23 protein-coding genes are annotated in these 26413 nt (G+C 60.7%); 9 read left to right on the forward strand and 14 right to left on the reverse strand.

Translation table 11 applies throughout. The features are described 5' to 3' along the window. Positions 1–55: 55 nt before the first annotated feature. The gene (locus tag HX824_RS29740) at positions 56–1111 is read right to left on the reverse strand and encodes an aldo/keto reductase (RefSeq protein WP_177055836.1); all 1056 of its coding nucleotides are present in this window, start codon (positions 1109–1111) and stop codon (positions 56–58) included. 182 nt (positions 1112–1293) lie between these two features. Here HX824_RS29740 and HX824_RS29745 point away from each other — a divergent pair, with 182 nt between their 5' ends. The 4 genes from HX824_RS29745 to HX824_RS29760 all read left to right on the forward strand — a co-directional run bounded on the left by HX824_RS29745 (position 1294) and on the right by HX824_RS29760 (position 4143). Then, positions 1294–2010: a YafY family protein gene (locus HX824_RS29745; RefSeq protein WP_177046601.1), complete on the forward strand. Its 717-nt coding sequence runs from the start codon at positions 1294–1296 to the stop codon at positions 2008–2010. Between the two features lie 52 nt (positions 2011–2062). Further along, positions 2063–2404 (forward strand): nuclear transport factor 2 family protein, encoded by a 342-nt coding sequence (locus HX824_RS29750; protein WP_008432007.1) that lies wholly within the window; start codon positions 2063–2065, stop codon positions 2402–2404. A gap of 22 nt (positions 2405–2426) precedes the next feature. Next, positions 2427–3560 (forward strand): cell division protein ZapE, encoded by a 1134-nt coding sequence (zapE, locus tag HX824_RS29755; RefSeq protein ID WP_177009799.1) that lies wholly within the window; start codon positions 2427–2429, stop codon positions 3558–3560. A gap of 91 nt (positions 3561–3651) precedes the next feature. Further along, positions 3652–4143, forward strand: coding sequence for a GNAT family N-acetyltransferase (locus tag HX824_RS29760; RefSeq protein ID WP_008432012.1), 492 nt, complete (start codon positions 3652–3654; stop codon positions 4141–4143). 99 nt (positions 4144–4242) lie between these two features. On the opposite strand, the gene HX824_RS29765 is transcribed toward HX824_RS29760, so the two are convergent. The 4 genes from HX824_RS29765 to HX824_RS29780 form a co-directional block, all read right to left on the reverse strand. Beyond that, positions 4243–4458: a hypothetical protein gene (locus HX824_RS29765; protein WP_177055838.1), complete on the reverse strand. Its 216-nt coding sequence runs from the start codon at positions 4456–4458 to the stop codon at positions 4243–4245. A gap of 150 nt (positions 4459–4608) precedes the next feature. Beyond that, the gene (locus HX824_RS29770) at positions 4609–6858 is read right to left on the reverse strand and encodes a TonB-dependent siderophore receptor (RefSeq protein ID WP_177055840.1); all 2250 of its coding nucleotides are present in this window, start codon (positions 6856–6858) and stop codon (positions 4609–4611) included. Positions 6859–7013: 155 nt separating this feature from the next. Next, on the reverse strand, positions 7014–8753 hold the full coding sequence (locus HX824_RS29775; protein ID WP_003217921.1) for a phosphoethanolamine transferase CptA: 1740 nt from the start codon (positions 8751–8753) through the stop codon (positions 7014–7016). 154 nt (positions 8754–8907) lie between these two features. Beyond that, positions 8908–9084, reverse strand: a complete 177-nt coding sequence (locus HX824_RS29780) for a DUF6026 family protein (RefSeq protein ID WP_157222824.1) — start codon at positions 9082–9084, stop codon at positions 8908–8910. 244 nt (positions 9085–9328) lie between these two features. On the opposite strand from HX824_RS29780, the gene gnd reads away from it, so the two are divergent. The 3 genes from gnd to HX824_RS29795 are packed head-to-tail and all read left to right on the forward strand — an operon-like array spanning position 9329 to position 12677. Further along, entirely contained in the window at positions 9329–10336 is a 1008-nt protein-coding gene (gene gnd / locus HX824_RS29785) for a phosphogluconate dehydrogenase (NAD(+)-dependent, decarboxylating) (RefSeq protein ID WP_371319425.1), read from the forward strand. Next, complete coding sequence (zwf, locus tag HX824_RS29790; RefSeq protein WP_177055844.1) at positions 10333–11856, forward strand: glucose-6-phosphate dehydrogenase; 1524 nt, start codon at positions 10333–10335, stop codon at positions 11854–11856. The genes gnd and zwf overlap by 4 nt, the downstream gene beginning before the upstream one ends. Beyond that, positions 11853–12677, forward strand: coding sequence for an HAD family hydrolase (locus HX824_RS29795; RefSeq protein ID WP_003217930.1), 825 nt, complete (start codon positions 11853–11855; stop codon positions 12675–12677). The genes zwf and HX824_RS29795 overlap by 4 nt, the downstream gene beginning before the upstream one ends. A 137-nt stretch (positions 12678–12814) precedes the next feature. Here the strand turns inward: HX824_RS29795 and HX824_RS29800 are convergent, their stop codons facing one another. Further along, positions 12815–13075: a hypothetical protein gene (locus tag HX824_RS29800; RefSeq protein ID WP_088423840.1), complete on the reverse strand. Its 261-nt coding sequence runs from the start codon at positions 13073–13075 to the stop codon at positions 12815–12817. A 343-nt stretch (positions 13076–13418) separates the two neighbouring features. Between HX824_RS29800 and HX824_RS29805 the strand changes: the two genes are divergently transcribed. After that, positions 13419–14747, forward strand: coding sequence for a sigma-54 dependent transcriptional regulator (locus HX824_RS29805; RefSeq protein WP_003217935.1), 1329 nt, complete (start codon positions 13419–13421; stop codon positions 14745–14747). A 65-nt stretch (positions 14748–14812) separates the two neighbouring features. Here HX824_RS29805 and HX824_RS29810 read toward each other — a convergent pair whose 3' ends face one another. From HX824_RS29810 to HX824_RS29840, 7 genes are all read right to left on the reverse strand, one after another. Continuing rightward, positions 14813–16126 (reverse strand): autotransporter domain-containing protein, encoded by a 1314-nt coding sequence (locus tag HX824_RS29810; protein ID WP_043224814.1) that lies wholly within the window; start codon positions 16124–16126, stop codon positions 14813–14815. A gap of 49 nt (positions 16127–16175) precedes the next feature. Continuing rightward, on the reverse strand, positions 16176–16925 hold the full coding sequence (locus tag HX824_RS29815) for a hypothetical protein (RefSeq protein WP_003217939.1): 750 nt from the start codon (positions 16923–16925) through the stop codon (positions 16176–16178). 37 nt (positions 16926–16962) lie between these two features. Further along, positions 16963–17643 carry a C39 family peptidase gene (locus HX824_RS29820; RefSeq protein WP_003217941.1) on the reverse strand — a complete coding sequence of 227 codons (681 nt, stop codon included), beginning with the start codon at positions 17641–17643 and terminating at the stop codon, positions 16963–16965. Between the two features lie 61 nt (positions 17644–17704). Further along, on the reverse strand, positions 17705–18400 hold the full coding sequence (locus tag HX824_RS29825) for a hypothetical protein (RefSeq protein ID WP_003217943.1): 696 nt from the start codon (positions 18398–18400) through the stop codon (positions 17705–17707). Between the two features lie 79 nt (positions 18401–18479). Beyond that, the gene (locus HX824_RS29830; protein WP_003217945.1) at positions 18480–19037 is read right to left on the reverse strand and encodes a hypothetical protein; all 558 of its coding nucleotides are present in this window, start codon (positions 19035–19037) and stop codon (positions 18480–18482) included. A gap of 1 nt (position 19038) precedes the next feature. After that, positions 19039–19485: a hypothetical protein gene (locus HX824_RS29835; RefSeq protein ID WP_003217947.1), complete on the reverse strand. Its 447-nt coding sequence runs from the start codon at positions 19483–19485 to the stop codon at positions 19039–19041. A 317-nt stretch (positions 19486–19802) separates the two neighbouring features. Continuing rightward, entirely contained in the window at positions 19803–20798 is a 996-nt protein-coding gene (locus tag HX824_RS29840) for a FecR family protein (protein WP_003217949.1), read from the reverse strand. 152 nt (positions 20799–20950) lie between these two features. On the opposite strand from HX824_RS29840, the gene HX824_RS29845 reads away from it, so the two are divergent. Beyond that, entirely contained in the window at positions 20951–21220 is a 270-nt protein-coding gene (locus tag HX824_RS29845) for a PepSY domain-containing protein (protein WP_003217951.1), read from the forward strand. 41 nt (positions 21221–21261) lie between these two features. Here the strand turns inward: HX824_RS29845 and HX824_RS29850 are convergent, their stop codons facing one another. Further along, the gene (locus HX824_RS29850; RefSeq protein WP_177055846.1) at positions 21262–26376 is read right to left on the reverse strand and encodes a dermonecrotic toxin domain-containing protein; all 5115 of its coding nucleotides are present in this window, start codon (positions 26374–26376) and stop codon (positions 21262–21264) included. Between the last annotated feature and the right edge of the window lie 37 nt (positions 26377–26413).

The raw sequence follows: 26413 nt of genomic DNA on the forward strand, positions 1-26413 counted from the left end.
ATTTTGGGGCCGCTACGCAGCCCAGCGGGAGCAAGCTCCCTCGCCACAACGGGTCTTAGATAACCGGCGGCCAGCGCAGGTCTTGTGCATCATCGTCCGTATAACGTGGGAAGCGTTCCGCGATCATCTCGTGGGGCACGCCCAGCGGTATCGCGCTGGCAGCATCCAGGCGGGCCACTTGCTCAGCCGAGAGTTGCACACTCAACGCACCCAGGGTGCCGTCCAGTTGTTCGCGGGTACGCGGCCCCAGGATCGGGATCAGCGCGGTAGTGGAACGACGGGCCTTTTCCCGTAGCCAGGCGATGGCGATGTGAGTCGGCGTGGCGTCCAGTTCACCGGCAACCGCCAGCAGGGTGTCGAGCACTGCCGTTTCCCGTGCGCTTTTTTCAGCGTGGACCAAAATCCCCAGCTTGCTGGCGCGGGTATCGTCCTGGCTGTTGCGGTACTTCCCGGTCAGAAAACCACCCCCCAGCGGTGACCATAAAGTCGCGGCCAGGCCCAGGGCCTCGGCCATGGGCAGCAGCTCGCGGTCAGCGGTGCGTTCGGCCAGGCTGTATTCGGTCTGGATCGCTACCAGGGGTGCAAAGCCGCGCACTTCAGCGAGCAGGTCGGCGCGGGCAATGCGCCAGGCGGGGAAGTTGGACAGCCCGGCGTAGTGGATCTTGCCGGCACGCACCAGGTCATCAAAACCCCGCAGGATCTCTTCCATCGGCGTGACGTTGTCGCTGATATGCGCCCAGAACAGGTCGATGTGGTCGGTGTTCAAGCGTTTCAGGCTTTCTTCGACGGCGCGCACCATGTTCTTGCGGTTGTTGCCAAGCTTGAGGGTGCCTTCGTCTTGAGGCTGGGTGCGCAGGGTGTATTTGCTGGCGATCACCAAGCGGTCGCGTTCCGAGGCAATGAACTCGCCGAGCAGCACTTCCGATTGGCCGAACTGGTAGCCGTTGGCAGTATCGAGGAAGTTTCCGCCGGCCTCCAGATAGCCTTCGTAGATTCGCTTGGACTCTTCGCGCTCGGCGCCGTGGCCCCAGCCTGTGCCGAAATTGGCGGTACCCAGGGCCAGCTCTGAAACCCGCAGGCCGCTGCGACGGCCAAAGACTTTATTGCGCATACCGAAACTCCTGACGCTGTGGTTGGTTTAAATGTTTCGCAACATCTATTAAATATGATGCGAGTCATATATTTCGTCAAGGGGCTTTTTTGGCGGCTGAAGGGAAGGGTGCCTGCTCCTGACACTTTCTGACGGAGGCCTCTGCTAAGCTGCGCCACCTTTCTTTTTCGAGCATGATCAACGTGTCGCGTACCAGTCGTCTGTTGACCTTGTTGCAAGTCCTGCGGGGCAAAAAGCGCCCGGTGACGGCCGCCGTGCTGGCGGCAGAACTGGAGATTTCCGAGCGCACGCTGTACCGCGATATCGCCGAACTGACCGCGTTGGGCGCACCGATCTACGGCGAGGCGGGCGTGGGCTATGTGCTGCGTGCGGGCCTGTTCCTGCCGCCGCTGATGCTCAATGCCGACGAGACCGAAGCCATCGTGCTGGGCTTGCGGTATGTCGACCAGCGCGGTGATGACGTACTGAGCCAGGCGGCGGCCAATGCGCTTGCAAAGATCGCCGACGTGCTTGACCCGGCTGCCCAGGAAGCCTTGCGCAATCCGACGGTGCTGCCGGGCCCGCCAGGCTTCGGCTACCCGGAAAATCGCGTGCCGTTGAATGTGTTCCGCGAGGCCATTCGCGGCCAGGCCAAACTGCACATCGACTACGCCGATGCCAGCCAGACCGCCAGCCAGCGCCTGATCTGGCCCCTGGCCCTGGGTTTTCTCAACGAAGTGCGGGTGATCGTCGCGTGGTGTGAATTGCGTGGGTCCTATCGCACCTTCCGCACCGACCGAGTGGCCGCCGCGCGCCTGCAAGGTGAACGGTATCCGGGGCGCCGCAGCGATTGGTTGCGGGGCTGGCGCAAGCTGATGGAACAGAACGAATCCGGGCCGTTCACTCCTGACAAGAACTGACACAACGCTGCTTTAGCATGGCTCCATAAATCACTAAAAAGGAGCTGTCACCATGTCCCAACCCACCCCTGAACTGGCCCCGGCGATTGCAACCTACATTGCCGCGGCGAATGCCGGCGACACCTCGCTGGTGGCCGACTGTTTCGCCGAAGATGCCAACGTGTTCGACGAAGGCGAGCACCGGGTAGGTACAGCCGCCATCGCCCGCTGGATGGAAGACACCGGGCGTCGTTACCAGCCCAGGGTCCAGGTGCTGAATGTGCAGCACCGCACGGGCAAGGTGCTGGTCAGCAACCTGATCACCGGCAGCTTTCCCGGCAGCCCGCTGGAGCTGCGCTATACCTTCCGCCTCAATGAACACGGCAAGATTGCCCGATTGGATATTTCCCTGTAGCCGTCATGGCATACTGCCGGGCATGACTTTCGACTCGCCACTTGCCGCCTATCAGCACGCCATCACCGAACAGGGTTTTGTCCCCGACGACGCCCAGCGTGAGGCGGTGCAAGCCCTGCAGGACTGCCATCAGGCCTTGCACCACGGCCCTGGGCCCATCACCGGGGTGTACCTGTGGGGCCCGGTCGGCCGGGGCAAGACCTGGCTGATGGACCAGTTCTACCAAAGCCTGGGAGTGCCAGCGCGGCGCCAGCATTTTCATCACTTCATGGGCTGGGTGCACCAGCGTTCATTCCAGCTCACGGGCACCCACGATCCCTTGCAGGCCCTGGCCCGCGAACTGAGCCGGGAAGTGCGGGTGCTGTGTTTCGATGAGTTGTTTGTCAACGACATTGGTGACGCCATCATCCTCGGCCGGCTGTTCCAGGTGATGTTCGAGGAAGGCGTGGTGATGGTCTGCACGTCCAACCAGCCACCGGACCAGCTGTACGCCGACGGTTTCAACCGGGATCGTTTCCTGCCGGGAATCGAAGCGATCAAACAGCATATGCGGGTGGTGGCAGTCGATGGCGGGGAGGATCATCGGCTGCACCCGGGCACCGCACTGCAGCGTTACTGGGTCGACCAGCCCGACGCGTTGGCCGAGGTGTTTCGCCAGTTGAGCGCCGGGCAGGCAGTGAGCAGCGCCCCGGTTGCGGTCGGCTACCGCTCCATCGTGGCAGTGCAGTCCAGTGAAACCGTGCTGTGGTGTTGCTACGCCGACCTGTGTGAGCAGCCGTTGGCGGCGATGGATTTCATGCTGCTGTGTGATCGGTTCAAGGCCATTTTGCTCGGCGAGGTGCCCAACCTCAGCGCGCAAAAGCGCCCGGGACGAATCGCTCGTGGCACCGAAGACGCTGCCGAACGGGTGGACGCCGGGGACCGGGAACTGCCGGAACTGTCGGTGCATGACGACAGCGTCCGGCGTTTCATCGCGCTGGTGGACGAGTGCTACGACCGCAAGGTGCCGCTGTACATCGAGGCCCGGGTGCCGCTGGAAAGCCTCTACACCGAGGGTTACCTGGAGTTTCCATTTCGCCGCACCCTGAGCCGCCTGCAGGAGATGCAACTGGCACGGTTTGGCGAGCCTGGCGCGCTTTCACGCGGGCAAATGTAGTTAATCTCCTTCATCTAATGCCTGCACCACGCTTACAATCGAGCCCTTTTATGGGGACCGAGTCCCTGTCGCACCGTTAACGAGGAAGGAAATGGACAGCGCAGACATCCTGGTGCTGCAAGCCAGCTACACCAATCCGGTACACGCCGAGGCCATTGGCCTGGTGCTCAATCATTACGCCGAAGACCCCATGGGCGGTGGCCACAGCCTGCCGGCCGACCGCTTGCAGCAACTGCCGGCAGAGCTGGCCAAGCGCGCCCACGCGTTCAGTGTGCTGGCCTTTGTCGGCGGTACGCCGGCCGGCCTGGTGAACTGCTTTGAAGGGTTTTCCACCTTTGCCTGCCGCCCGCTGGTCAACGTGCACGACGTGGTGGTGATGGATCAATTCCGTGGCCTGGGGCTGAGTCAGAAGATGCTGCAAAAGGTCGAGGAAATTGCTCGCCAGCGCGGTTGCTGCAAGATCACCCTCGAGGTGCTTGAAGGCAACGCCGTGGCGCAGTCGGCGTATCGAAAGTTTGGGTTTGATGATTCGGTATTTGATCCGCAACATGGCCGGATGTTGTTCTGGAGCAAGCCGCTTTAATTAATGTTTATTTAATTAAAGGCAAAAAAAAGGCGCCAGCAAGTGGCGCCAAATTGACCTTGGCTATCAGAGCGGAATAGCACAGGTATTGCGGGTAAATCAGCTGTTCGGTGTGTTGGTAGTTTGGTCGGCCGATGCCGGCTTTTCGGTCTTGCCGTCAGCCATTGCGGTTTGCTGGGCAGCACCGTGAGTCTGTTCCTGAACGAAGGTGAAGTTGTTGTAGAACTCCTTCGAACGCTCTGAGCCGCCTTCTGCAAAGGCGGCTACGGAAGTCATGGTCATCAGGCCGGCAAGGATAACAGTCGAAAATTTCATGGCAGTGTCTCAGTAAGTGTGTTGGGTCCGCGCGTTGTCATCAGCGGCGGGATGGGGAGACTGTGGGCCAATGATATTAAGTAAGGGTTAACCTCGCGCTGACCGAAAGTTAACGATTTCGTTAACTTCCAATCTTTAGCAGCGATGAATTCAGAGCTTCCAGTCCAGTGCAACGCTGATAGAGCGCGGGTCTCCCCAATACACGCCGTTATAGAAGCCGACGCGCTCGTAATATTTTTTATCAAATAGGTTGTTGATATTAAGTGACGCCGACAAGTGGTCATCGAACTCATAGCGCGACATCAGGTTGACCACGGTATAGGCCTGCTGGGTGATCCGGGTGCGCTCCCTGATCAGGGCTCCATTGGTGTCCCGGCCAACCGGGCGATAGGCGAAGTCGTAGAAGTCGCTTTGCCAATTCACCGCGCCGCCGACCGTCAGCGCGTGCCATTCGCCGGGCAGGCGGTAGGCGGTGGACACGCGCAGCAGGTTCAGCGGCAGGTGGGTGTTGTTGCGCTGCTTGTCACCGTTCAGGGAGTGGGTGTAGGTGTATCCGGCGGTCAGGTTCCAGTCGGGGCGCACCTCTCCGGACACCTCTACCTCGAAACCCTGAACCTTGTTGCCTTTGCCGCCGGATGTGAAGAACTGCTCACCGGTCTCCGGATCCGGTGGGGTCAAACTGTCCAGTTCCGCGACGTTGTCCTGTTTGCTCCAGAAGTACGCGGCCGCCAGGTTCAGGCGCTCTTCCAGCAGGCTGCCCTTGATGCCCACTTCATAGTTGCTGCCTACCACCGGCTCCAGGTATTGCTTGCTGGCGGTGCGTTCTTCCTGCGGGTTGAAGATATCGGTGTAGCTGGCGTAGACGGTGTACTCCGGGGTCAGGTCGTAGAGCAGGCCGGCGTAGGGTGTCCACATGTCGTTGTGGGTCTGGCTGGATTTTGACGTACCGAGGAACTGGTCAGTGTCCCTGTTGTAGTTGTAGGTGGTGCTCTCGATCTCCCAGCTGCCGTAGCGGCTGCCCAATACCGCATGCAGGCGATCGGTCAGGCTCAGGCGGGTGGCCAGGTAGCCGGCCTTTTGGCGGGTGCTGCCTTGTTCGCCCTTGAGGCCGGTGTTGGTGTCGGGGAATTTGCCGATCCCGCCCATGTGTTTCCAATCGTCGATGCTGGTGTAGTCCTTCGGCACCGTACCGCTGCGCAGGTGTGGCGAAGCGTCACGCTGCTCGGACTCGCCGTAACCCACCATCAATTCGTGCTCACGACCCAGCAGGGCATAGGGCCCGGACAGGTTCAAGTCGACCACGTCCATTTTCGAGGTGCCGAGCATGTGGCTGGTCCAGGCGGTCATGCCGCTGCGGTCGGCATTCGGGAAGCCTGAGCCGCCGTAATAGACCTTGCCGTCGGTGTCGCTTTCACGGTAGGTATAGGCGGCCTTCAGGTGCCAGTCACCCGCCAGGCGGTGGTCGAGGGTAGCGAAGGTGGTTTCATCTTTCAGCGGCCAGGAACTCCAGTGGGCCGCGATGTTGGCGGAGCGGGGCAGCCTGGCTTTGCTGCCGTCGCTGTTCCAGTAGGGCAAGGTGCCCCACGCGGTGCCCTGCACATGCTTGTTCTGGTAATCGAAGCCCACCGCCAGCACCGTGTCGTCGGTCAGGTCGCCTTCGAGGATGCCGTAGCCGACTTCCCGTTGCAGCGCGTAGTTGTCGCGGTAGGACTGGGTGTCACGGTAGGCGAGAACCGTGCGGCCGCGCAGGCGCCCGTCAAATGCCAGGGGGCCGCTAACGTCCAGGTAGCTGTAGTAATTGTCGTGGGAGCCGCCACTGACGCCTGTCTTGGCCTGCCACTGTGCGGTCGGGCGTTTGCGCACCATGTTGACCGTGGCCGAGGGGTCGCCGGCGCCGGTGGTCAGGCCGGTGGCGCCGCGGACCACTTCGACCCGGTCGTAGATGATGGTGTCGGCATCGGACTTCATGCGGCCGAAGGTGTTGAGCATGCCGTCAATCTGGAAGTTGGTGATGCCGTAGCCGCGCGAGGAATAGCCGACCCGGTCGGAGTCCAGGTGCTGCACCACCACGCCGGTGGTCTGGCGCATCACTTCGGTCAGGGTGTTGAGGTTGAAGTCGTCCATCTGCTGGCGGGTGATCACCGAGACTGACTGCGGGGTTTCCTTGATGGACAGGTTCAACCGGGTGGCGGTGCCCATTGAGCCTGTGGTGTAGGCACCGGTGTGTTCGGTGTTGGCGCCAAGGCCTTCGGCGGTGATGCTGGTGCTGCCCAGTTCCAGGGCTTTGGCCGGCGCTTGGGATTCCTGGTCGGGGTCGTTTTCGGCCAGCAGGTCCGGGCTCAGCACCACGCTGAAGAGGCCCAGGGTCAAGGTCATGGAACGGGTAATAGGCGCGAACATCGCGGCGAACTCCTTGTCGTCTATGAAAAATGCCATTGGCTCAAAGACGAAAGGAGGCGGAGAACTTTAGCGCTAAACGAGAATAATTATTATCTTTGCGCTGCAGCCAAATCGGGTTTCACCGCATTGCGCGGATGAAACCCGGGCGATTCAAGCTACTTGACGACCACGTTGGCGGCGTCTGGCTTCGGCTTGATCAGGCTGAAATCAATCAGCGGTTTTTGCTGGCGTGCATACGGGTCGCCAATCAGCCGTGGCCGAGGCTTGAAGCTGTCACTGACCAGGCTCTTGCTGTGGTCCAGTTCGTCGAAGCTCAACCCGGCCATGTCGGCCCAGGTATGGATCAGCTGCGAGCTGGTGTAAGGGCGCTGCAAGTCACCGGCAAAACTCCAGTCATGGCTTTCACGCCACTTGGGTGATGCGTAGGCCATGAACGGAATGGTGTACATCGGTGCCGTCGGCTTGCCTTCGTTGCGGCCCAGGGTGTTGTGGCCGGCCGAATCGAACACGTCTTCGCCGTGGTCGGAAAGGTACAGCAGGAAACCGTTCGGATCGGTCTTGGCGTAGTCCTTGATCAGGCTCGACACCACGAAATCGTTGTACAGCACCGCATTGTCGTAGCTGTTGTAGGTCGGCAACTGTGCGTCGCTGACCCCCTCAGGCACGCCCTGGCGGTCGGTGAACTTGTCGAAGGTCGGCGGGTAGCGGTACTGGTAGCTCATGTGGGTACCCAGCAGGTGCACCACGATGAATTTGCGTTCGGCGGTGTCGGACATGGCCTTGGCAAACGGCTCCAGCACGTCGCCGTCATACTGGCGCGCATTCTGGTTGCGGTTGTTGTTCAGGTACACCTGCTCGTCGGCCTGTTCGGAGAAGGTCGTGAGCATGGTGTTGCGCTTGGTCATGGTCTGCTGGTTGGTGATCCAGAAGGTCTTGTAGCCGGCCTGCTTCATCACGCTGACGATGGACGGGGTCTTGAGGTACAGGTCCGGGTTTTCTTCGTCGGCGAAGGTCAGCACCTGTTGCAGCGCCTCGATGGTGTACGGGCGCGGGGTAATGACGTTGTCGAACACCGCCAGTTGGTCCCGCAGCTTGTCCAGTTCCGGCGTGGTGTTGCGCGGGTAGCCATACAGGCTCATGCGCTGGCGGTTGGTGGACTCGCCGATCACCAGCACCAGGGTCGACGGCTGGCCGGCCATGCTGTCCTTGAGGTTGGTCAGGGGCGGGATCTTGCTGGCGCTGGTCAGCATGCCTTGCATGTTATCCAGTTGTTCGGTGTAGCGGCGGTAGGCGACGATCATCTGCCATGGCACTGCCGGCTCGATACGGGTTTCGAAGCGGTCGATGGCCAGTTCCATGGTCTCGCTCTTGGCGATCTGCTTGACCAGCGGGTAGCCGACGATGGCAATCACGATTGCGGCAGCCGCCAGCATGGCCTGGCCACGTGGCAGGTAAACCGGGCGTACGCGGGTCCACAGGAAAACGGCCATGGCGGTGTGGGCAATGAACGCCAGCACGATCCACCAGGCAAAGTATTGGGTGGCGTATTCGCCGGCTTCAGAGATGTTCGACTCGAACATGATGAAGATGACGCTTTGAGAGAATTCCTGCTGGTAGATGAAGAAATAACCCAGGCTGGCCATGGAACAGGCCCACAGCACCACGCCAATCAACCCCGCCACCAGGCGCGCGCGACGCGGGAACAACAGCATCGGCGCCAGCCACAGGGCGCTCATGAAGAATGCCTGGCGGAAACCACTGAAGCCGGAGGTGCCGGTCAGTTGGATCAGCAGTTGGGTAATGCCCGAGAAATACCAGAAGAACAGAAACATCCAGCCGAGGCCGGCCCAATCAAAACCTTTCGCAGACGTAGTGCTGCGTTTGAACATCGCCATCCAGCGCTCCAACCCGATAATTTCAGTGTCAACGCGCAGGGATGCACGCAAACAGAGGGCCTGCGCACGTAGCGCGGCCCTATTCGGCGGGAGTATCGGGAGGGGGATGTGAAAACTTCGTGAGTTATTCCTGAACGGTTCGTTCAGCCCACGTTCAGCAAAGTGCGGGCTGGGTGTCGGACGGCTGATTGAGCTGGCCCTGCAGGTGCGAGCGCAAACGCATGACTTCCTGCTGCAGTTGGTCGCGCTCGTTTTTCAACTGGCGCAATTCATCGCGGCGAATGGTGACGTAGAGGGTCTGTGGCGGACGGGTCATGTGTGCAGTGCTCATTGCTTACCTCGCAAATAGCCGGTCTATCGCGGTGCCAGAGCGCTTGAATCGAGGCTCTCGGCAACAGTCGGGGCAATTCTGAATTCTTTTTTTAATGAAGGGAACTTTTTTATTTTTGATGGTCGTTGTGACTTTTAACCCACTGAAGGCGAAAGGATGGCCACTTTTTGTCATGAAACTATGCCAATCCGCTCTGGACTAACCCTCATTAGCCTCATTGCGCTATAAACTGTGACACACATTTATTCGTAGTAAGGAGCATCAGCACATGCAACTGGGGATTATTGGACTAGGCCGCATGGGTGGCAACATTGCGCGGCGCCTGATGCTCAATGGGCATACCACCGTGGTTTACGACCGCAATGAAGCATTCGTAAAAGGTCTGGCAGGCGAGGGCGCCACGGGCGTTGCTGACCTGGCAGGCCTGGTGGCCGGGCTGCAAAAGCCCCGGGCGATCTGGGTGATGCTGCCGGCAGGCGACCCGACCGAGAACACCATTGAAGAACTGAGCCAACTGCTTGAAGACGGTGATGTGATCATCGACGGCGGCAACACCTTCTATAAGGATGACATCCGTCGGGCCAAGACCCTGTCGGAAAAAGGCCTGCACTATGTCGACGTCGGCACCTCCGGCGGCGTCTGGGGCCTGGAGCGCGGCTACTGCATGATGATCGGCGGCGACGCCGAGACCGTTAAGCTGCTGGACCCGATCTTCGAAAGCCTGGCACCGGGCCTGGGCACCATCCCGCGTACCAAGGACCGTTCCGCCGCAGCGGACAGCCGTGCCGAGCGCGGCTATATCCACGCAGGGCCTGCCGGTTCCGGGCACTTCGTCAAGATGATCCACAATGGCATCGAGTACGGGATGATGCAGGCCTTCGCCGAAGGTTTCGACATCCTCAAGACCAAGAATTCGGAGAACCTGCCGCAAGACCAGCGCTTCGACCTGAATGTTGCCGATATCGCCGAAGTCTGGCGCCGCGGCAGCGTGGTGTCGTCCTGGCTGCTGGACCTGACCGCCGACGCCCTGGCCACCGATCCGAAGCTCGACGGGTATTCCGGCTCGGTCGCCGACAGTGGCGAAGGCCGCTGGACCATCGAGGCCGCCATGGAACAATCGGTACCGGTTCCGGTGCTGTCGAACTCGCTGTTCGCACGCTTCCGCTCCCGCCAGCAAAGTACCTACGGTGACAAAATGCTTTCTGCCATGCGCTTCGGCTTTGGCGGCCATGTGGAGACTCCCAAAAAATGACCGCCAACGGCAAGAAACCCAAGGCCGAACCCGCTCCGCCCACCACACTGTTTCTGTTTGGTGCCCACGGTGACCTGGTCAAGCGCCTGCTCATGCCGGCGCTGTACAACCTCAGCCGCGACGGGCTGCTGGGCGATGGCTTGCGCATTGTCGGCGTAGATCACAACGCCATCAGCGACGCCGATTTCGCCAAGAAGCTCGAGGACTTCATTCGCACCGAGGCCGCCAGCAAGGTCAAGGGCAATGCCGAGAACGCCCTGGACCCTGCATTGTGGGAACAGTTGGCCAAAGGCATCAGCTACGTCGAGGGTGATTTCCTCGACGACGGCACCTACACCGATATCGGCAAGAAGATTGCCGACAGCGGTACTGGCAATGCGGTGTTTTACCTCGCCACTGCGCCGCGTTTCTTCGCCGAAGTGGTGCAGCGCCTCGGCGCGGCCGGCTTGCTGGAAGAAACCCCGGAGGCGTTCCGCCGGGTGGTGATCGAAAAGCCGTTCGGCTCCGACCTCGCCACCGCCGAAGCGCTGAACGCCTGCCTGCTCAAGGTGATGAGCGAAAAGCAGATCTACCGCATCGACCATTACCTGGGCAAGGAAACCGTCCAGAACATCCTCATCAGCCGTTTTTCCAATGTGCTGTTCGAGGCGTTCTGGAACAACCACTACATTGACCACGTACAAATCACCGCCGCCGAAACCGTCGGCGTGGAAACCCGTGGCAGTTTCTTCGAACACACCGGCACCCTGCGGGACATGGTGCCCAATCACCTGTTCCAGTTGCTGGCGATGGTCGCCATGGAACCGCCGGCTGCCTTTGGTGCCGACGCAGTGCGGGGCGAGAAGGCCAAGGTGATCGGGGCCATCCGGCCCTGGTCGCTGGAAGACGCACGGGCCAACTCGGTGCGTGGCCAGTACACCTCGGGTGAAGTCGGCGGCAAGCAGTTGCCGGGTTACCGCGAAGAGGCCAATGTTGCGCCAGACAGCAGCACCGAGACCTTCGTTGCCCTCAAGGTGTTGATCGACAACTGGCGTTGGGTGGGTGTGCCGTTTTACCTGCGCACCGGCAAGCGCATGAGCATCCGCGACACCGAGATCATCATCTGCTTCAAGCCGGCGCCTTACGCGCAGTTCCGTGATACCGAGGTCGATGAACTCAAGCCGACGTACCTGAAGATCCAGATCCAGCCGAATGAAGGCATGTGGTTCGACCTGCTGGCGAAAAAGCCCGGGCCGACCCTGGACATGGCCAACGTGGAGCTGGGGTTTGCCTACAAGGACTTCTTCGAGATGCAGCCGTCGACAGGTTACGAAACCCTGATCTACGACTGCATGACCGGCGACCAGACCTTGTTCCAGCGCGCCGACAACATCGAGAACGGCTGGCGTGCGGTGCAGCCTTTTCTCGATGCGTGGAAGCAGGATGACGGCATCCAGGCCTACAAGGCGGGTGAGGACGGCCCGGCGGCGGCTGATGCGTTGCTGGCCCGCGATGGCCGTACCTGGCACAGCCTCGGATGAGTGACTTGCCGAGTCAACCCATCCGTTTTGTGTTGAGTGATATGGATGGCACGTTGCTGCATCCGGATCACAGCCTCAGCCAGCGCACCATTGATACGGTTCGCGCCTTGCGCGCGGCCGGGGTGTTTTTCAGCCTGGCCAGCGGGCGACCTCCCAAGGCCATGCGTCAGCAGGTCGAAGCACTGGGCATCGATGTGCCGATTGCCGGCTTCAACGGCGGCACGCTGGTCAATCCCGACGGCAGTATTCTGGTGGCGCATCACTTGCCGGCAGAAGCGGCGCTGGTGGCGTTGGCCTTGTTTACGCCGCAGCCGGACGTTGAAGTCTGGCTGTTTGCCGACGGCGACTGGCTGCGTCGCGATCCCGGGGGACCGATGGCGGTTCGCGAGGAGCACGGCCTGGGCTATGGGGCGATCGTGGTGGAGAGCTTCGAGCCGTATCTGGATCGGGTCGACAAGATTGTTGCGGCCAGTACCAATACCCAGCTGCTGATGGAGCTTGAGGCGCAGTTGCAGCCCAGGGTCGAGGGATTGGCCCAGGTGTCGCGTTCGCAGCCGGTGTTCCTGGATGTCACCGCCATGAAGGCCAACAAGGGTGAAGCATTGAGAACCCTTGCGGCGCACCTCGGTGTGCCACTGCAACAGACCGCAGCCATCGGTGATGGCGGCAATGACCCGGCGATGTTTCATGTGGCGGGGTTGTCGATTGCCATGGGCCAGGCAGAAGAGGTGGTCAAGCGCCAGGCCAGCGTCGTGACCGGCAGCAATGTCGATGACGGTGCGGCGGAAGCCATCGAGCGGTTTATTCTCTCGGCCTATTGATCGGTAACCACACTAATAAGTAGTCAGCTATGCAAAGTTGCAACTTGCATGGCTGACTGTCCACTTGAGTTAGTGCGGGTCAATATATTGCGCAGCCGGGCGGCACACTTTCGGGTGCCGTCTCACGCACGCTTCAGTTACTTGGGCATTGCCCAGGATTGCAACTGGTAGCCATCTTTGTCGAGTTCGGCACGGGCCTGCAACAGCAAGTCCTCGAGCTGTGCCGGGTCGGTATAAGTGCTGGAAGACAGCTGCTTGCTACCGATACGGGTATTGGTGCGGTCGATGACGCTCAGGCTCAGGGCGCCGTTGCCGTCGTGCCAGGCCACACATTGAAAGGGCTGGAAAGCACGGTCTGCGATCAAAAGAGCTTCGTTGATGCGGAGCGGGGCGTTCATGGGGTCTTCTCTCTAAATGCCCATTCAAGTGGAAGCCGTTGGTTGGGCGTGCCTAACGACTGGTTACTTGTACTGATGCACGATCACCGGGTGCGGGTCACATGTTAGAAGAAGATTTTTTAACTTTCCCTGATTAAAGTCATGTAAGGGGCTATTTTGAAAGCCTCATGAAAGTTATGCCGCGGCAATTGACCGCACCCGACTGACATAAAAGACCCGGTTCGTTCGCGACTTATAGCGAATCGGTACAAAGGGTGCGTCAAGATCTTGCTAGGGTTATCAGCAGACTTTGCAAATAGTTGTTTTTAAATAACTTTAACGATTTTGACGCCAAGGAATAGTCATGATTGTTACACCTGCCCCGCGCCGCCTGCTTGTGGTCGATCCCTGTGATGACTGCCATCGGCTATTGCCCGGTTTGCGCGCAGCGGGGTGGGACGTGGACAGCTGCGCCCTCGAGTCGGTGGGTGAGCGCTCCTGTGACGTGGGTTTGTTGCGCCTGCAGCCGTTTCACCTGGAGCGACCCGAAGCGGTCAAGGAACTGATCAGCCGCAGCGGCACCGAGTGGATTGCGGTGCTTAACCAGGAAGTGCTGCGCCTGCAGAATGTCGGCGATTTTGTCTGTGAGTGGTTCTTCGACTTCCATACCTTGCCGTTTGACGTGTCGCGGGTGCAGGTCACCCTGGGCCGCGCCTTCGGCATGGCGCGCCTGCGGGGCAAGGGCAACAACGCGCCTGCGGGCCAGCCGGAACACGAGTTGCTGGGGGACAGCCGTCCGATCCGGGAATTGCGCAAGCTGCTCGCCAAGCTGGCGCCCACTGAATCCCCGGTGTTGATCCGTGGCGACAGCGGCACCGGCAAGGAATTGGTCGCGCGTACCTTGCATCGCCAATCCCAGCGCCATGCCAAGCCGTTTGTGGCGATCAATTGCGGGGCGATTCCCGAACACCTGATCCAGTCCGAACTGTTCGGCCATGAGAAGGGCGCCTTCACCGGCGCCCATCAGCGCAAGGTGGGGCGGATCGAGGCGGCGCACGGCGGCACCTTGTTTCTCGATGAGATCGGCGACTTGCCCATGGAGCTGCAAGCCAACCTGCTGCGTTTTCTCCAGGAAAAACAGATCGAGCGAGTCGGCGGCAGCCAGCCGATTGCGGTGGATGTACGCGTGTTGGCGGCTACCCACGTCGACCTGGAAGCCGCGGTCGCAAAGGGCACTTTTCGCGAAGACTTGTATTACCGGCTCAACGTCCTGCAAGTGGTCACCGCGCCGTTGCGCGAGCGCCACGGTGACGTGGCGATGCTGGCCAACCATTTTTCACACTTCTACAGCCAGGAAACCGGCCGCCGTCCCCGCAGCTTCAGTGAAGACGCGCTGGTGGCCATGGGCGAGCACGGCTGGCCGGGCAATGTGCGCGAGTTGGCCAACCGCGTGCGGCGTGGCCTGGTACTGGCTGAAGGGCGGCAAATCGAAGCCGTTGATCTGGGACTGCAAAGCCAGCAGGCAATCGCGCTGCCGATGGCTACACTGGAAGATTACAAGCACCGTGCCGAACGCCAGGCGCTGTGCGATGTGCTCAACCGGCACAGCGACAACCTGAGTGTCGCGGCGCGTGTGCTGGGGGTTTCCCGGCCGACGTTCTACCGGTTGCTGCACAAACACCAGATCCGCTAGGGCGGGTAAACCGAAAAGCCCCGCAACGACCCTTATCGTTGCGGGGCTTTTCCCGTTGTCATGCCTTAAAAGTAATACGGGAACTTCAGGCTGAAGCTGAACGACGGCGCATCCGGTGTGATCCCGATGGCCAGGTTCGGCACGATGGTCAGGTTGTCGCTTGCCGCAATCGTCATGCCCACGTTGAAGTAACCCGCGTTGGCATCGCTGGAAACCACTGACTGCCAGTCGCCGCCATCCGGCTTGAGCTTGCTCTTGCGTTGCACCAGGTCGGACACCGAGAACGACATACTCATCTTCTCGTTCAACGCAAACGCCACGCCAGCGCCGATCTGGAAGCTGTCGCCCAACTGCACTTTCCCCGGGGTCTTCTGGCCGACCTGGGAGCTGATATCGCTGAACGAGTCTTCGAAGTTGTGGGTGTACGACAGCGAGCCAAACAATACCGCCGGGTCGAAGGTCTTGACCAGCGAGATACCCGGCGTGATCGACCACACACCGTTGCCGGTGGGCAGGCTTTCCGGCACGAAAAGGTTGGTGTTGCTGGATGACTGGACCAGCTTGATCCCAAACGGATCTTCGCCGGTGGGCGCCTTGACCCGCACCGACACCACGGCATCCGGCAGGTTGACGCTCTCGTCGAGGAATTTGTAGGCAATCCCGAAGTTGACGTCGCCGATAGTCGGGTCACGCGTGACCGATTGTTCCGAGGTCGCGGTGCCGCTGCCACCGTTGGCACCACCGGACTGATAGGTCGACTCGCGGTACACCACCGGCACGTTTATATCGAACTGCCAGCGGTTGTCGAGGTTGTAGCGGCCCGTGAGGTCGACGGTCCAGTTATCCGACTTGATCCGGTCCAGGTTGATGTTGCCGAGAAAGATCGAGTCCAGCGCCAGGAAGCCGTTGAGGGTCAACTGGCGGGCATCGTAGCGGGAATAGGTGACGCCGGTTTCAAAGCTGAACTTGCCGTTGCCAAAGAACCCGCTGGCCTCGTTATACAAGTTGCTCACGCTCTGTGCCGGGGCCGAATCATCCTTGAGGGACTGGCCGTAGGACGCGCCACCGGCTGCACCGCCCGAGGCCGCAGCCGCGCCGACTCCCGGCGTGTTGCCGGCCACCGTGGTGCCGCCTTTCTGGAAGTCTGCCGGGGATTTGGCCAGGCGTTTGGGCGGCGGCGCCACCGGTTGTTCTTCCACCTGGCGTACCCGTTGCTCCAGCACCGCCAGTGCTTTTTGCTGCACTTCGTAGCGTTGCTTGAGCTCCAGCAATTCCTTTTTCAATGTGTCTATGTCGGTGTCCGGCGCGGCATACAACATGGATGCGGGCAGGAGCGTGCTTAAACAAATTACGGCACGTAACGATAGCGATCGATGCATGGAATAAGCCGTCCCTTTCTAATGCGCAAGTGTCGAGGCACAGCGTAGTTCAATAACCGTTAGGGCGTAGGCCCCTGAGCTGATTCAGGTTGAGGTTCTGCCCCAAATTGTTCAAACCGTTGTTGCCCAGCACCACATTGAGTTGGGTCATGTTGCTGACGAAATTGCTGTTACCCTGCAAAACCGTGCCTTGCAGGACATTCCCGGCGCCGATCTGCTGCAACGAATTGCCCTGATTGTTGTTGGCCAGGATCGCCATTTGCAGCCCGCCATTGGCGGCCGACACCGTGACCTGGCCGGCACCCGTGCTGCCGGTGACCGACTGGCCAGCCACCAGGGCTTGTCCGGACTGGACGACATTGGCCGGCGACAAGCCATTCTGGTTCACATTGATATTCACGTTATTGCTGGCGGTGTTGCCATCGCCGGCGGCGCGCACGCTTTGGGTCACACCCTGGCCACTGCCCAGGCCGGCACCACCGACCACCGTGCCGGTGCCATTCGGCTGGTTGGGCGAGACTTTGGTGGGGCTGTCGGTTACCTGCACATAAAACTGCGGGGTGACGGTCGACGCGTTGACGTTCATGCTGGCCGAGCCGGTCACGCTGTCGCCGGCGGCATTGGTCCAGGTACTGCTCATAACGATGCCAAAACTGATGATCCGCCCCGGCATCACGTAGCGACCACGCAGGTCAGCCAGTTCCGAGTCCTTTATTTCAATCGGTTTGAACACCGATGACGCATAAGCGGGCATTGAGGCTGCCAGGCACATGACCGTCAGCCAACGGTAAGTGTTCATCGTTTGCTCCTGGAGCGTCCTGCCCCTTATTGCGCTTCTAGAAGAAGTCGCTCTGGATAAAACCGAAGTCCATCAATTCACTGTCCCGCACCGGACTGAACTCATTGATTCTGTTTTTCGCCGTCAGTGGGGTGGGCGGGTCGAGCAGCACGTTGGTCTTGTCATAACCTTCGCCCAATACCGCGAAGACGATGCCATTCCAGCCTTTGACGAAGTCGTCGCGGGCATAGCGTTTATGGCCCAGTACCGGGTCGCCGATGTACACCCAGTCCTTGTCGGCGCGCTGCATCACCACGAAGTGCTTGTAGCCGCGAATCTCCAGCAACACCACCACCGGGATCTTCACCGTGAGCAGGGTGTCTGCATTGATCCGGTAACCCCGGGCGCGCATCCCGATGCTTTCCAGGTAGCGCTTCATGTCCAACATCGAAAAGCCCTGGGTACGCACCAGGTCCTGATCGGCGTTGACCAGCATGCCCTTGATGATGTGGTCTTCATCCACATCCATCCAGTAGGCCTGGCGCAGGATGGTGGCCAGGGCGGCGGCACCGCAGCTGAAATCGGTTTTCTGTTCCACCAGGTTGGCGAACTTGCGTTCACGGATGCTCTCGACCTTCTTGAAGATCACGCCACCGCCGGGCATGGCAGCAATCGCCATTTGCCCCGCCCAAGTCGGGCCGGTGAGCAATAACAGGAGGGTGAGGGCGATGATCCGCATGATCGAATGGCCTGGTGGACACTGGAATAAAAAGGGGCCTTGTTGCCAAGGCCCCGTTGGATCAGAAGCGCACGCCAGAGGAGATCACAGTGGTGTTGCCTTGCTGATTGCCCACGCCTGCAGAAATGTTGGCGCCCAAGTTGCCCGAAGAGCCATTAAGCGAGTTGTTGGCGCTGGCGTTGTTCACGACAGGCAGGTAAGTGTGGCTACCCCATGGGCCAGACTGAGTGGCCACGGTGTTCAGGTAGGCGTTGTCCACGCTGGTTTGCGTGGTGTTGCTCGATGCGGCAGCAGCAGCACCCTTGGCCGAGGAAATAGCCAGTTGGTTTTTCTGTTGGTTGAAGTTGCCTGCGGTCGCGTTCACGCCCAGGTTGCCGGAGCTGCCGTTGGCCGAGTTGTTGAGCGAAGCGTTGTTGTGGGTAGCCACTTGCACAGAGATGTTGTTGCGGTTGTCTTGGGTAATGGTACCCAGGGCAAACACGGCATCTGCGTCACCGGCCGCAATGGCGGTCTGGTTGTCTTGTTGGTTGCCATCACCGGCTGCGATGTTGGCCTGGGCGTTGCCGCTGCTGCCGTTCAACGAGTTGTTGGCCGATGCGTTGTTCTGGGTGCCCAGGTTGAGCACGCCATTGTGGTTGCTCGATTGCGCATCGGAAACGGCGGCTACTGCAGCGGTAGGCTGATGAGTAGGTGGGTTGGCATGTGCGGCGGCAGCCATGATTGCAGCGAGAGCGAAGGCCAGTGGTTTAAGAGCCATTGTAGTTTTCATGGTATTTCCCCTTGCTTCTAATTAGTTGGTTAAGTGTTGGTACGGTCCAGCTTCGAGCTCCAATGAATCATTGGATTTGCACATTCAGGGCGTTAGCCATGCGGTTCCCCACCCCGGCACTCTGATTCACCTGTACCACTCCACGGCTGCCGGTGAAGGCCTGGTCGCTTGTGACGACCTGGCGGCTGCCAGTGGTAGAGGTGAACCCTGAGTTTGGTGACAGCGCCACGTTCTGTTGCGACATGACGCTGTCGTCGATGCTTTGCGGGCCAGCGTTCACGCTGATCCGCACCGCATTGATCATCTGGTTGCTGGCCCCGGCCGACTGGTTGACGCCCAGTACACCGCTGCCATTGCTGAAAGAGCTGCCCTGGATCGCCACCCTGGCGTTCTGGGAGCGATCGGCCGGTGCGCCGCCGATGGTCTGGCTGAGGGCGCCGCCCGCCTGGGAGTTGCTGCCCGCCGAAATCGCGCGGCTGTTGAGCTGTTGTTGCTGATTGCCGGCCGCCTGGTTGATCGAGACGATGCCGTTGTATTGCTTGCCGGAGTTGTCGATCACTGCGCTGTTGTCAGCCATGGCTGCCGAGCAGCCCAGGATCGCCAGGAACAACCAGGAATGGTTCATCTCACTGGCCTCCCATCAGGCTGCCGATATTGTTCAAAGGCGCCATGCCGCGGGAGATTGAGCCGTTGATCTGCCCCGAGAGGCTGGAGCCGCCACCATGGCCGGCCGCTGCGCCGCCACCAAGGCCTACGCCACCCCCGTTGTTGGTCAAGCCGGGAAGGTTGCCGCCAGGCAGGATGGCGCGAGTGATGCTGGAGCCGCTGCTGATGTTGGCGTAGTCGTTGTCGCTCAGCTCGCTGGTGGCCCGCAGGATCTGTGGAGAAGAATTGGCATTGACGGTGACCGGGTTGGGATCGACGCCAGCGGTGCGGCCAGCCATGTGGCCCTGGACGGTGCGCTGAATCACGATCACACCGTCGCCTGCCGCGAGCACCGGGAGGCTCACGCTGGTACTCAGTACACAGCTGATCAGCAGAAGGCTCAACGAACCTGGATTAAGTGTCTTCACGACGGCATTCCTTATTCTTGGCGCTGACCCTAAACAGCGCTGTCAGGAAGAGAGCAGGAGCTGTGCCGCTTTTGAATTTGTGATGACATACATGGGGTTATGAGCGCGGGAGAAAGAACGCGCAGTGGATGTGTTTCAATTGTGAGACAGCGGGCCCTTGTCCAGCCCGCCTGGCAGGTGTCTCAGGGATGAAACACTGCGCGCCGTAAACCCGGCACTCCGCAGCCGGCTGTCAGCTCAGCCGGTGCAAGTGTTTCAAAAATGGACGATTTGACGCAGGCGGGATCCGGGAGGAGGGCGCAGCCCATGACCCTGGCTCAGCTCTTTGGGGTCTTGCGCGGAATCGAATTGAGTACAGGGTTGCCGTCCTGGTTCTGGGTCAGGTAGACCGGCAGGACCTTGGGCAGGGAGGGGACGAGGTTGGACACCTCGTTGATGTTGTAGATGCCACCAATGCGGATCGCGCCGGTGCCGGCGTCGGCCAGCATCACCGGTTTGCTCAGGTAGCGGTTGATCAACGGCAACGCGTCGGCCAGGGCCAGGTTGTCGAGGATCAGCTTGCCTTCACGCCAGGCCAGGGCCGTGTCGCCCGGGGCAATTGGCTGGGCCTGGGGGCTGGCATCGCCACGGTTGTAGCTGGCCTGCATCCCGGGCGACAGGCGCAGGCCGCTGTGGGCGTCGTCGCTGTTCACCAGCACCGAGCCTTGCAGCAGCATGACCCGCACATGGTCTTCGTATTTCCAGACATTGAACTGAGTGCCGGTCACCCGAACCTGGCCGTCACCGGCGTGGACGATAAACGGATGCTGCGCGTCATGGCTGACCTTGAAAAACGCCTCGCCTTTTTTCAGGGTAACCCGGCGCTGATCCTTGAAATTGCTGTAGACCAGTTCGGTGCCCAGATTCAGTTCAACCTGGCTGCCGTCGTCAAGGGTGACCAGGCGCAAGCTGTTTTCAGCTTCGTAATGGTTGTACGAGCTGGGCAGCCAGCCTGCTTCCCAGCCGGTAAAGGCCGCCAGTGGCAAGGCCACCAGGCATATCGCCGCCGCTACCGCGTAGTTCCTCAAACGGCTGCGAGGTTGTCGTCGCGCCACGACGGGGGCCGGCTCGCTGCGGGGCAAGTGATCGGCAACGTCCCAGATTTCCAGCATCGCGGCGTATTCGAAGGCATGCAGTGGATGCGCATCGTGCCACTGCTCGAAGGCCTGACGCTCCGCCGTCGTGCAATCGCCAGCGTGCAGACGCATGCACCAGTGCGCAGCGGCATCGGTGATGGCGTCGTATTCGGCTTCTGATAGGGACTTATCTGTCATTAACTCATCCTGATTTCCGACATTCTAACCTCCACAGCAGGACGGCGAGAACAGCCATCATGGCGAATGCACATCAATTGGAACTAATTCTCGTCTGCAGGGCCCTAAAAAATTCAGGACCGGTAACACTCATTCCCTAATGGAGCACGAAAATGCTTAAGAAAACCTTAGCCGCCGTTGTCGCAACCACCGCCTTGCTCAGTGCTGGAGCCGCCCTGGCGGACAAACCGGGCGCAGGCTGGATCACCATCGAAAAAGCCATCGAGACCGCCAAGACCAAGGCTGGTTACGTCCAGATCTACAAGATCGAAGCCGATAACGATGGCTATTGGGAAGGTGAGGGGCGCAAGGCCGATGGCGTGGTCTATGAGTTCCGCATCGACGGTGAGTCGGGCAATGTGTTGCGCGATCAGAAAGACTGAATGAACTGACGGGTGCGGGCGTTCGGCCCGCACCCTGTCTGTTACGGTGTGGCTTCGGCAATCGAAGGCACGGGGTCCAGCTGGCGCCCCAGGGTTGTGATCAATAAGGTCAGTGAGTCGGCGTTATCCATCTGTGTGTTGAACCGCCGCGTCAGGTTGGTTTTGAAAATTCCCCGCGCATTGCTCAAGTCCACGCCTCCGGTCGTGGCAAGAATCTGCTGCCTGATGTAGTCATCTTCCGGGTCGGTTCCCAGATCAGACCCGGTAGCCCCCCACGCGTCCGCTGATTTGAACAACTGCCCCACTGGCGTGTTGATCGAGTACGCATTCTCCTGCACGTTGCGCAGCCAGTCCTGAAGATCGCGACCGGCTTGGGTCTGTACTTCAATCAGGTCGGAAAAAGGTGATGTGGAATTGAGGTACGCGACGTCGGCGGTATTGCTCACGATATGAGTCAACTCATGAATCAAGGTGGCCGCGCGGGCATGGGCTCTTTGGTCGAAGTGATTGATCAGGCGCCCTTCGAAATCGGCCGTAGGGGGGTTGAAGAAGTTTTCAGTGAGGTAGATGCGTCGATCCGGGTCGCCGTCGATGGTAAACGCCCAATGCCGTTCGGGTTCGGCAATATGCGCACCGGAGACGAAACGCCGGGAATTGAGCGAGTAGAGTGCCGGCTCCAGCGCCTCATCGAGAATGTCGGTCACCGTGTCCATGAGCTTTTGCGCGAGGGTTGGCGGAAATTTGGCCGGGCCGGTGTCGGCGTCTATCGGGATGCCAAAGAAGCGGTTGATGAAGCGATGCACCCGGGTCACGGGCGGATACTGGTGGTCGAGCAGCTTCAGGTTCTGCTGGCAGTTGTGCAGGTAGAAGGTTGCCAGGTCCAGTGCTTCGACGATCGCCTGGGCCCTGGAGGGCGACACACGCCGAATTTCGGCCAGGCCGCGGGCCTCGACGTTCATCACCTGGTCCACGGCTGTCCGCACCTCACGGCGGTCCATCATTGCACTCCATCCGGGGCCGTGGCGGCGAACCGATGCGCCCGGGTCCAGGGTCCATTTGCGGTTGGCATCCAGGCGTACAAACGGTCCTTTGGACCGTGCACTGAAAAGCCGCCAATGGCCTTCGACCTGCCTGGCGCGGTAGACCTTGCCTGCGCACGGCAGGTAATGCCGGTTGTCCGTCGCTGTGTAGACGCCCGTGTTGCCTGCCGTCAGGCCCTCCAGGCTGATGTCGCAGGCTTCGTACGCTTGCAGCCGGGTTCGGGCCCGGGCGGTGACGTCGATGTCGTGCCAGGCACTGGCCGTTTGCGTCGGCGCGGGTTGCGCGGGGGCGGTGCCTGGTGTCGAGGGTTCATCCATCAATGCGCGGATCGAAGCCATTTGCGCGACACCGCCGATGAAGGTTTGCAGCGCCTCGCGCCAGCGGTGTTGCTGCAAGTCTTCGGCAGAGGCCTGGAACAGTTTGTAGCTTTGCCAGATCACCAGCGGCACCATCAGTTTGCCCGGCAGCAACGCCTGCGCGTGCTGCAGTCCGCTGCTGAACAAGGCTTTGAGGGTGTCCCAGGCTGACCGGCCGTTGGCCTGGGATTGCTGTTCAAACAGGTTCGAGATCAATCCGATGTTGTCGCGGTACAACTGCTTGAGGGCGTGGCCCCTGATCGGATTGGCCCCCAGGGTGATTTCCGAGGTTCCCCCGACCGTGCTGGCCCAGAGGTGTCTATACGTGGCTTGCTCAGCCTCTGGCAGGCGACCGATCACCCAGTCCTGCAAGGGGCCGGGCAGGTTGAGCCGGCGAATCAAATCCGCCTCGTTGTCGAACTCCTGGAACGCCTGTTGCGGCCCATAGGGCGCATACATCACCAGCGGAGTGCTTTCGACGGCACTGATCAAGTAGACCCCAAGGGCCTTGATGGACCGGGCCCCCGCCGTGGCGATCAACTCCAGCGGACGCACTGTCGAGGTCGCGCCCTCGACCGCTGCGCGGGCGAGCGCGTCCGGCATGTCGAGGACCTGTTCGACCAGGCTCAGGCCCGGGGCGGATAACAGTTCCTGCAGCCTCAGCGCGTGGGCATTTTGCAGCAGTTGCCAGGGCAGTTGCCGAATAAACCGGCGCTCCCGCACGTCTGCGCCCGGCTTGCCCGGGGTGAGTTTTTCGACCAGGCAAGCCTGGTGGTCCTGCTTGAGGGGCAGGCGCGCGAGGATCTGGCGCACCACAGCAGGTGTCAGGCCGGCGGCTGTGGACTCGACATCGAATGCAGCAGCTTGCTGGCTGACGTGATTGAGGGCGTAGTCCACCAGGTTCTGCCGCTGGCCGGCCAATACCAGCTTGGGCAGGATGTAGACGTCTTGCGGGCGCACGTCATAGGGCTGCAACAAGTCGATGAGCTTGCTGCCGAGATACGCTGGCAGCGGCAGGAAATCGTCAAGGTAGTCCTTGTCGTCCGTGAGGCTGTGGCGGTATTGCTCAAGGATTTCGACATGGCGACGCTGTTGGCTGACAGACGCCATCCCCAGCCAGGCGGGCAGTGATTGTTGTGCCATGAAGGTCTGGGCGATTTGTGAGGCATGGCTCAGGTCGTTGGCCGGCAAGGCCTTTTCCAGCCCCCCGAGACGCTTCAGCAAGGCGTCCCCTGAGAGCGTCAGGGTGAGGCAGTGAGCCCGTTGTGCCCTGTAATGATCAATCCAGGACTGCTGGCAGTGCTGTGCGACCGCGCCGTTGATCAGCATGAACTGACCGAGTGCGCAGGCCTGGTGCGGTTTGAGATAGCGCGGGTCGAGATTGGCCAGTAGCTGCCTGCGAAGGTCCGGCGCGGCCAGTCGTCGTTGCAGTTCTGTCTGCAATTGGCTGACGTTGGCGAAACTCTCCAGGCCGCGCGCCGGCGTCCACAGCACGGCCCGGCCTGAGTGGGACGGGGCCAGGCCACCGCGTTCGGTGAGCATCAAGCAATGCGCCAGGGGCACCCGTTGCGTCAGGCCCTCGGGTTCGACGGTCAACGCATAGGCATCCGGGATGAATCCACCCAGGCCCTGGCGTCGGCGGCGATCAGGGTGTTGAAGATCAAACACCGTCTGCGCGATCGCCTCATCACGCGCGTCCAGGCTGTTGTTGAGGCGCCTGAGCCTGGCTTCGCCCTGGATCGCCACCGCCATGGCATGGGCCATCGGCGCCTTGAGCTGTTCCAGGTATTCGCGGGGAATATCGGCAATGTTGGAGTGATGAAACTTGACCAGTGCGGCATCGAGCACTGCGTTGGCTTGCGCTATGTCCAGGCCGCCCAGCGGTGTGACAGCCCCATCGACCTGGCTGGCGTAAAGGCCATAGTGCGGCGTTTGCGGAATCGGCCCGCGCTTGTGTATCAGGCGCGCAAGAAAGTAACTGCGCAGGCTCTGGCTTTCCAGGGGCGCAGTGGCGGGTGTCGCGCTTGCGCTGGCGGCGTAGCGATTGACGTAGATCTTGCCGGGATCGTGGCCAGCCAAGCCGCGGCGGTTGAACTCGGCGGTGAGCGCCTGATTGACGGTGTTGGCCAATGTGGGTTGCGCTCGCACCTGGGTTGCCAGCGTGTCCTGGATATCGGTCATCTGCTTTTGCAGCAGGGCGGCACGTTCGGCGGCCAGCGACACCGGGCGAGTCGGGTCGGCCAGTACCGAATGAGGCGTCCAGCGTCCCGCGGTATCCAGGCCCGGGAGGTGGCTGTCGATCATGTACCGCACATCCAGCGCGTAGTCGAGCAAGGCGGAGGGGTCAATGCCGGCGCGGGTGCGTCGGTACAGATCTAGCGCGTAGCGTAGGTTCTGTTGCTGCTTGCCGATGATGGTTTCGAGCACCTGCTCAAACAGATTGCCGGCGATGGGAGTACCGGAAAACTGCGGCGTCTTGAACCCTACAAACAGCGCCCGCTCCTCCAGGGACATCAGGTTGTAGAGGTCGTCTTCATAGCCTGGTGCCTTGACCATGGCCTTGAGGGTGTCCATCAGATCGTCGTAGGTCCCGAGCACCTGCAGGCCCTTCTCGGGGGTGTAGAGAAAGGTCTGCGAATTGCCGATCATGAAGGTGCTGGCCAGCTCGACGGCGTTGCTCGGCTGCTCCCAGATCTGTACGTTCTCGACGCGCAGCGTCTGGCTGTTCGGGGGGGCCTCGTTACCCCGGGAAGAGTACAGCGCTGCCAATGCCCGGCTTTGCTCCGGACTGATGATGGATTGCTGGCGCTTGAACAGCAGATCCAGTTGCGCATTGGCGGCCATGGCCCGGGCGAACCAGGCCCGACGCGACACGCCCGGTGCGATCTCGCTGTTCCAGAACGTCTCCAGTGCACTGTGCAGGAACGGGATCAGTTGGCCGGCTGCTTGTTTGATCGCGGTTTCCCAACGCTGCGTGTCGCGGGCCTTGGCGTCGGCAGGCCGCTTGGGGTGGAAAAACTCCCGGGTTTGCCCGGCGGGCCAGGCTTGTTCACGGTAGTACAACAGCACCGCGTCATTGAGTTGCAGCGAGTCGATCCAGCGAGGCACCGTGTACCCAACGGGCTGTATGGCGAAAAAACTCACGTGGGCTTCGCCGGGGCTGAGCCCGGGGAACAGTGGGCGGCAGACGCTTTCGAGCAGTTTTGAAAGCAGGGCGCCGAGGGCGGGCAACTGTTTCAACGCCGCCAGCAGCGCCTGGCGATTATTCTCCTGATAGCGCCTTAGGGTTTTTTCCTGTTCACCCAATACGTCGCCGAGCATGGCCTCCGGTGTCAGCACCAGTCGGTTGTCGAGTAGCGGCGATGGTTGTTGCTGCAAGGGCAGGAAGTACAGCAGTTGCGTGGCGCTGTCCGGGGTTTTCAAGCGCTCGGTCAGTGCTGTCAGCAAGTGGGCGGGGCTGTCGAATTTTTCCAGGCCGCCGTACGGGGTGTAGAGCCAGGCATGTGGGTAGGCGCTGGTTGAACTCATCATGAAGCTGCCGGCCAGTTCGACGGCATTGGCAGTGCTTTTATTCAACCAGATGCGCTGCGCGATCATTGGCGGCGACTGTTGGCGACGGCCTGCATCGCTGGCAAAAAACACCTTGCCGAGAAACTCGATGTCCCTGCTGTCGATGTTCAGCTGGCGCTCACGGTCCAGCGCCCTCCAGCCCACGCGCATGGCTTCGGGGAAAAAATACGGGAGAGGGGTGTGGCTCATCATCCTGATCCTTGAAGAGTTGCGTGCCTGCAACCTA

Source organism: Pseudomonas sp. D4002 (genome assembly GCF_013385665.1).
Taxonomy (GTDB): domain Bacteria; phylum Pseudomonadota; class Gammaproteobacteria; order Pseudomonadales; family Pseudomonadaceae; genus Aquipseudomonas.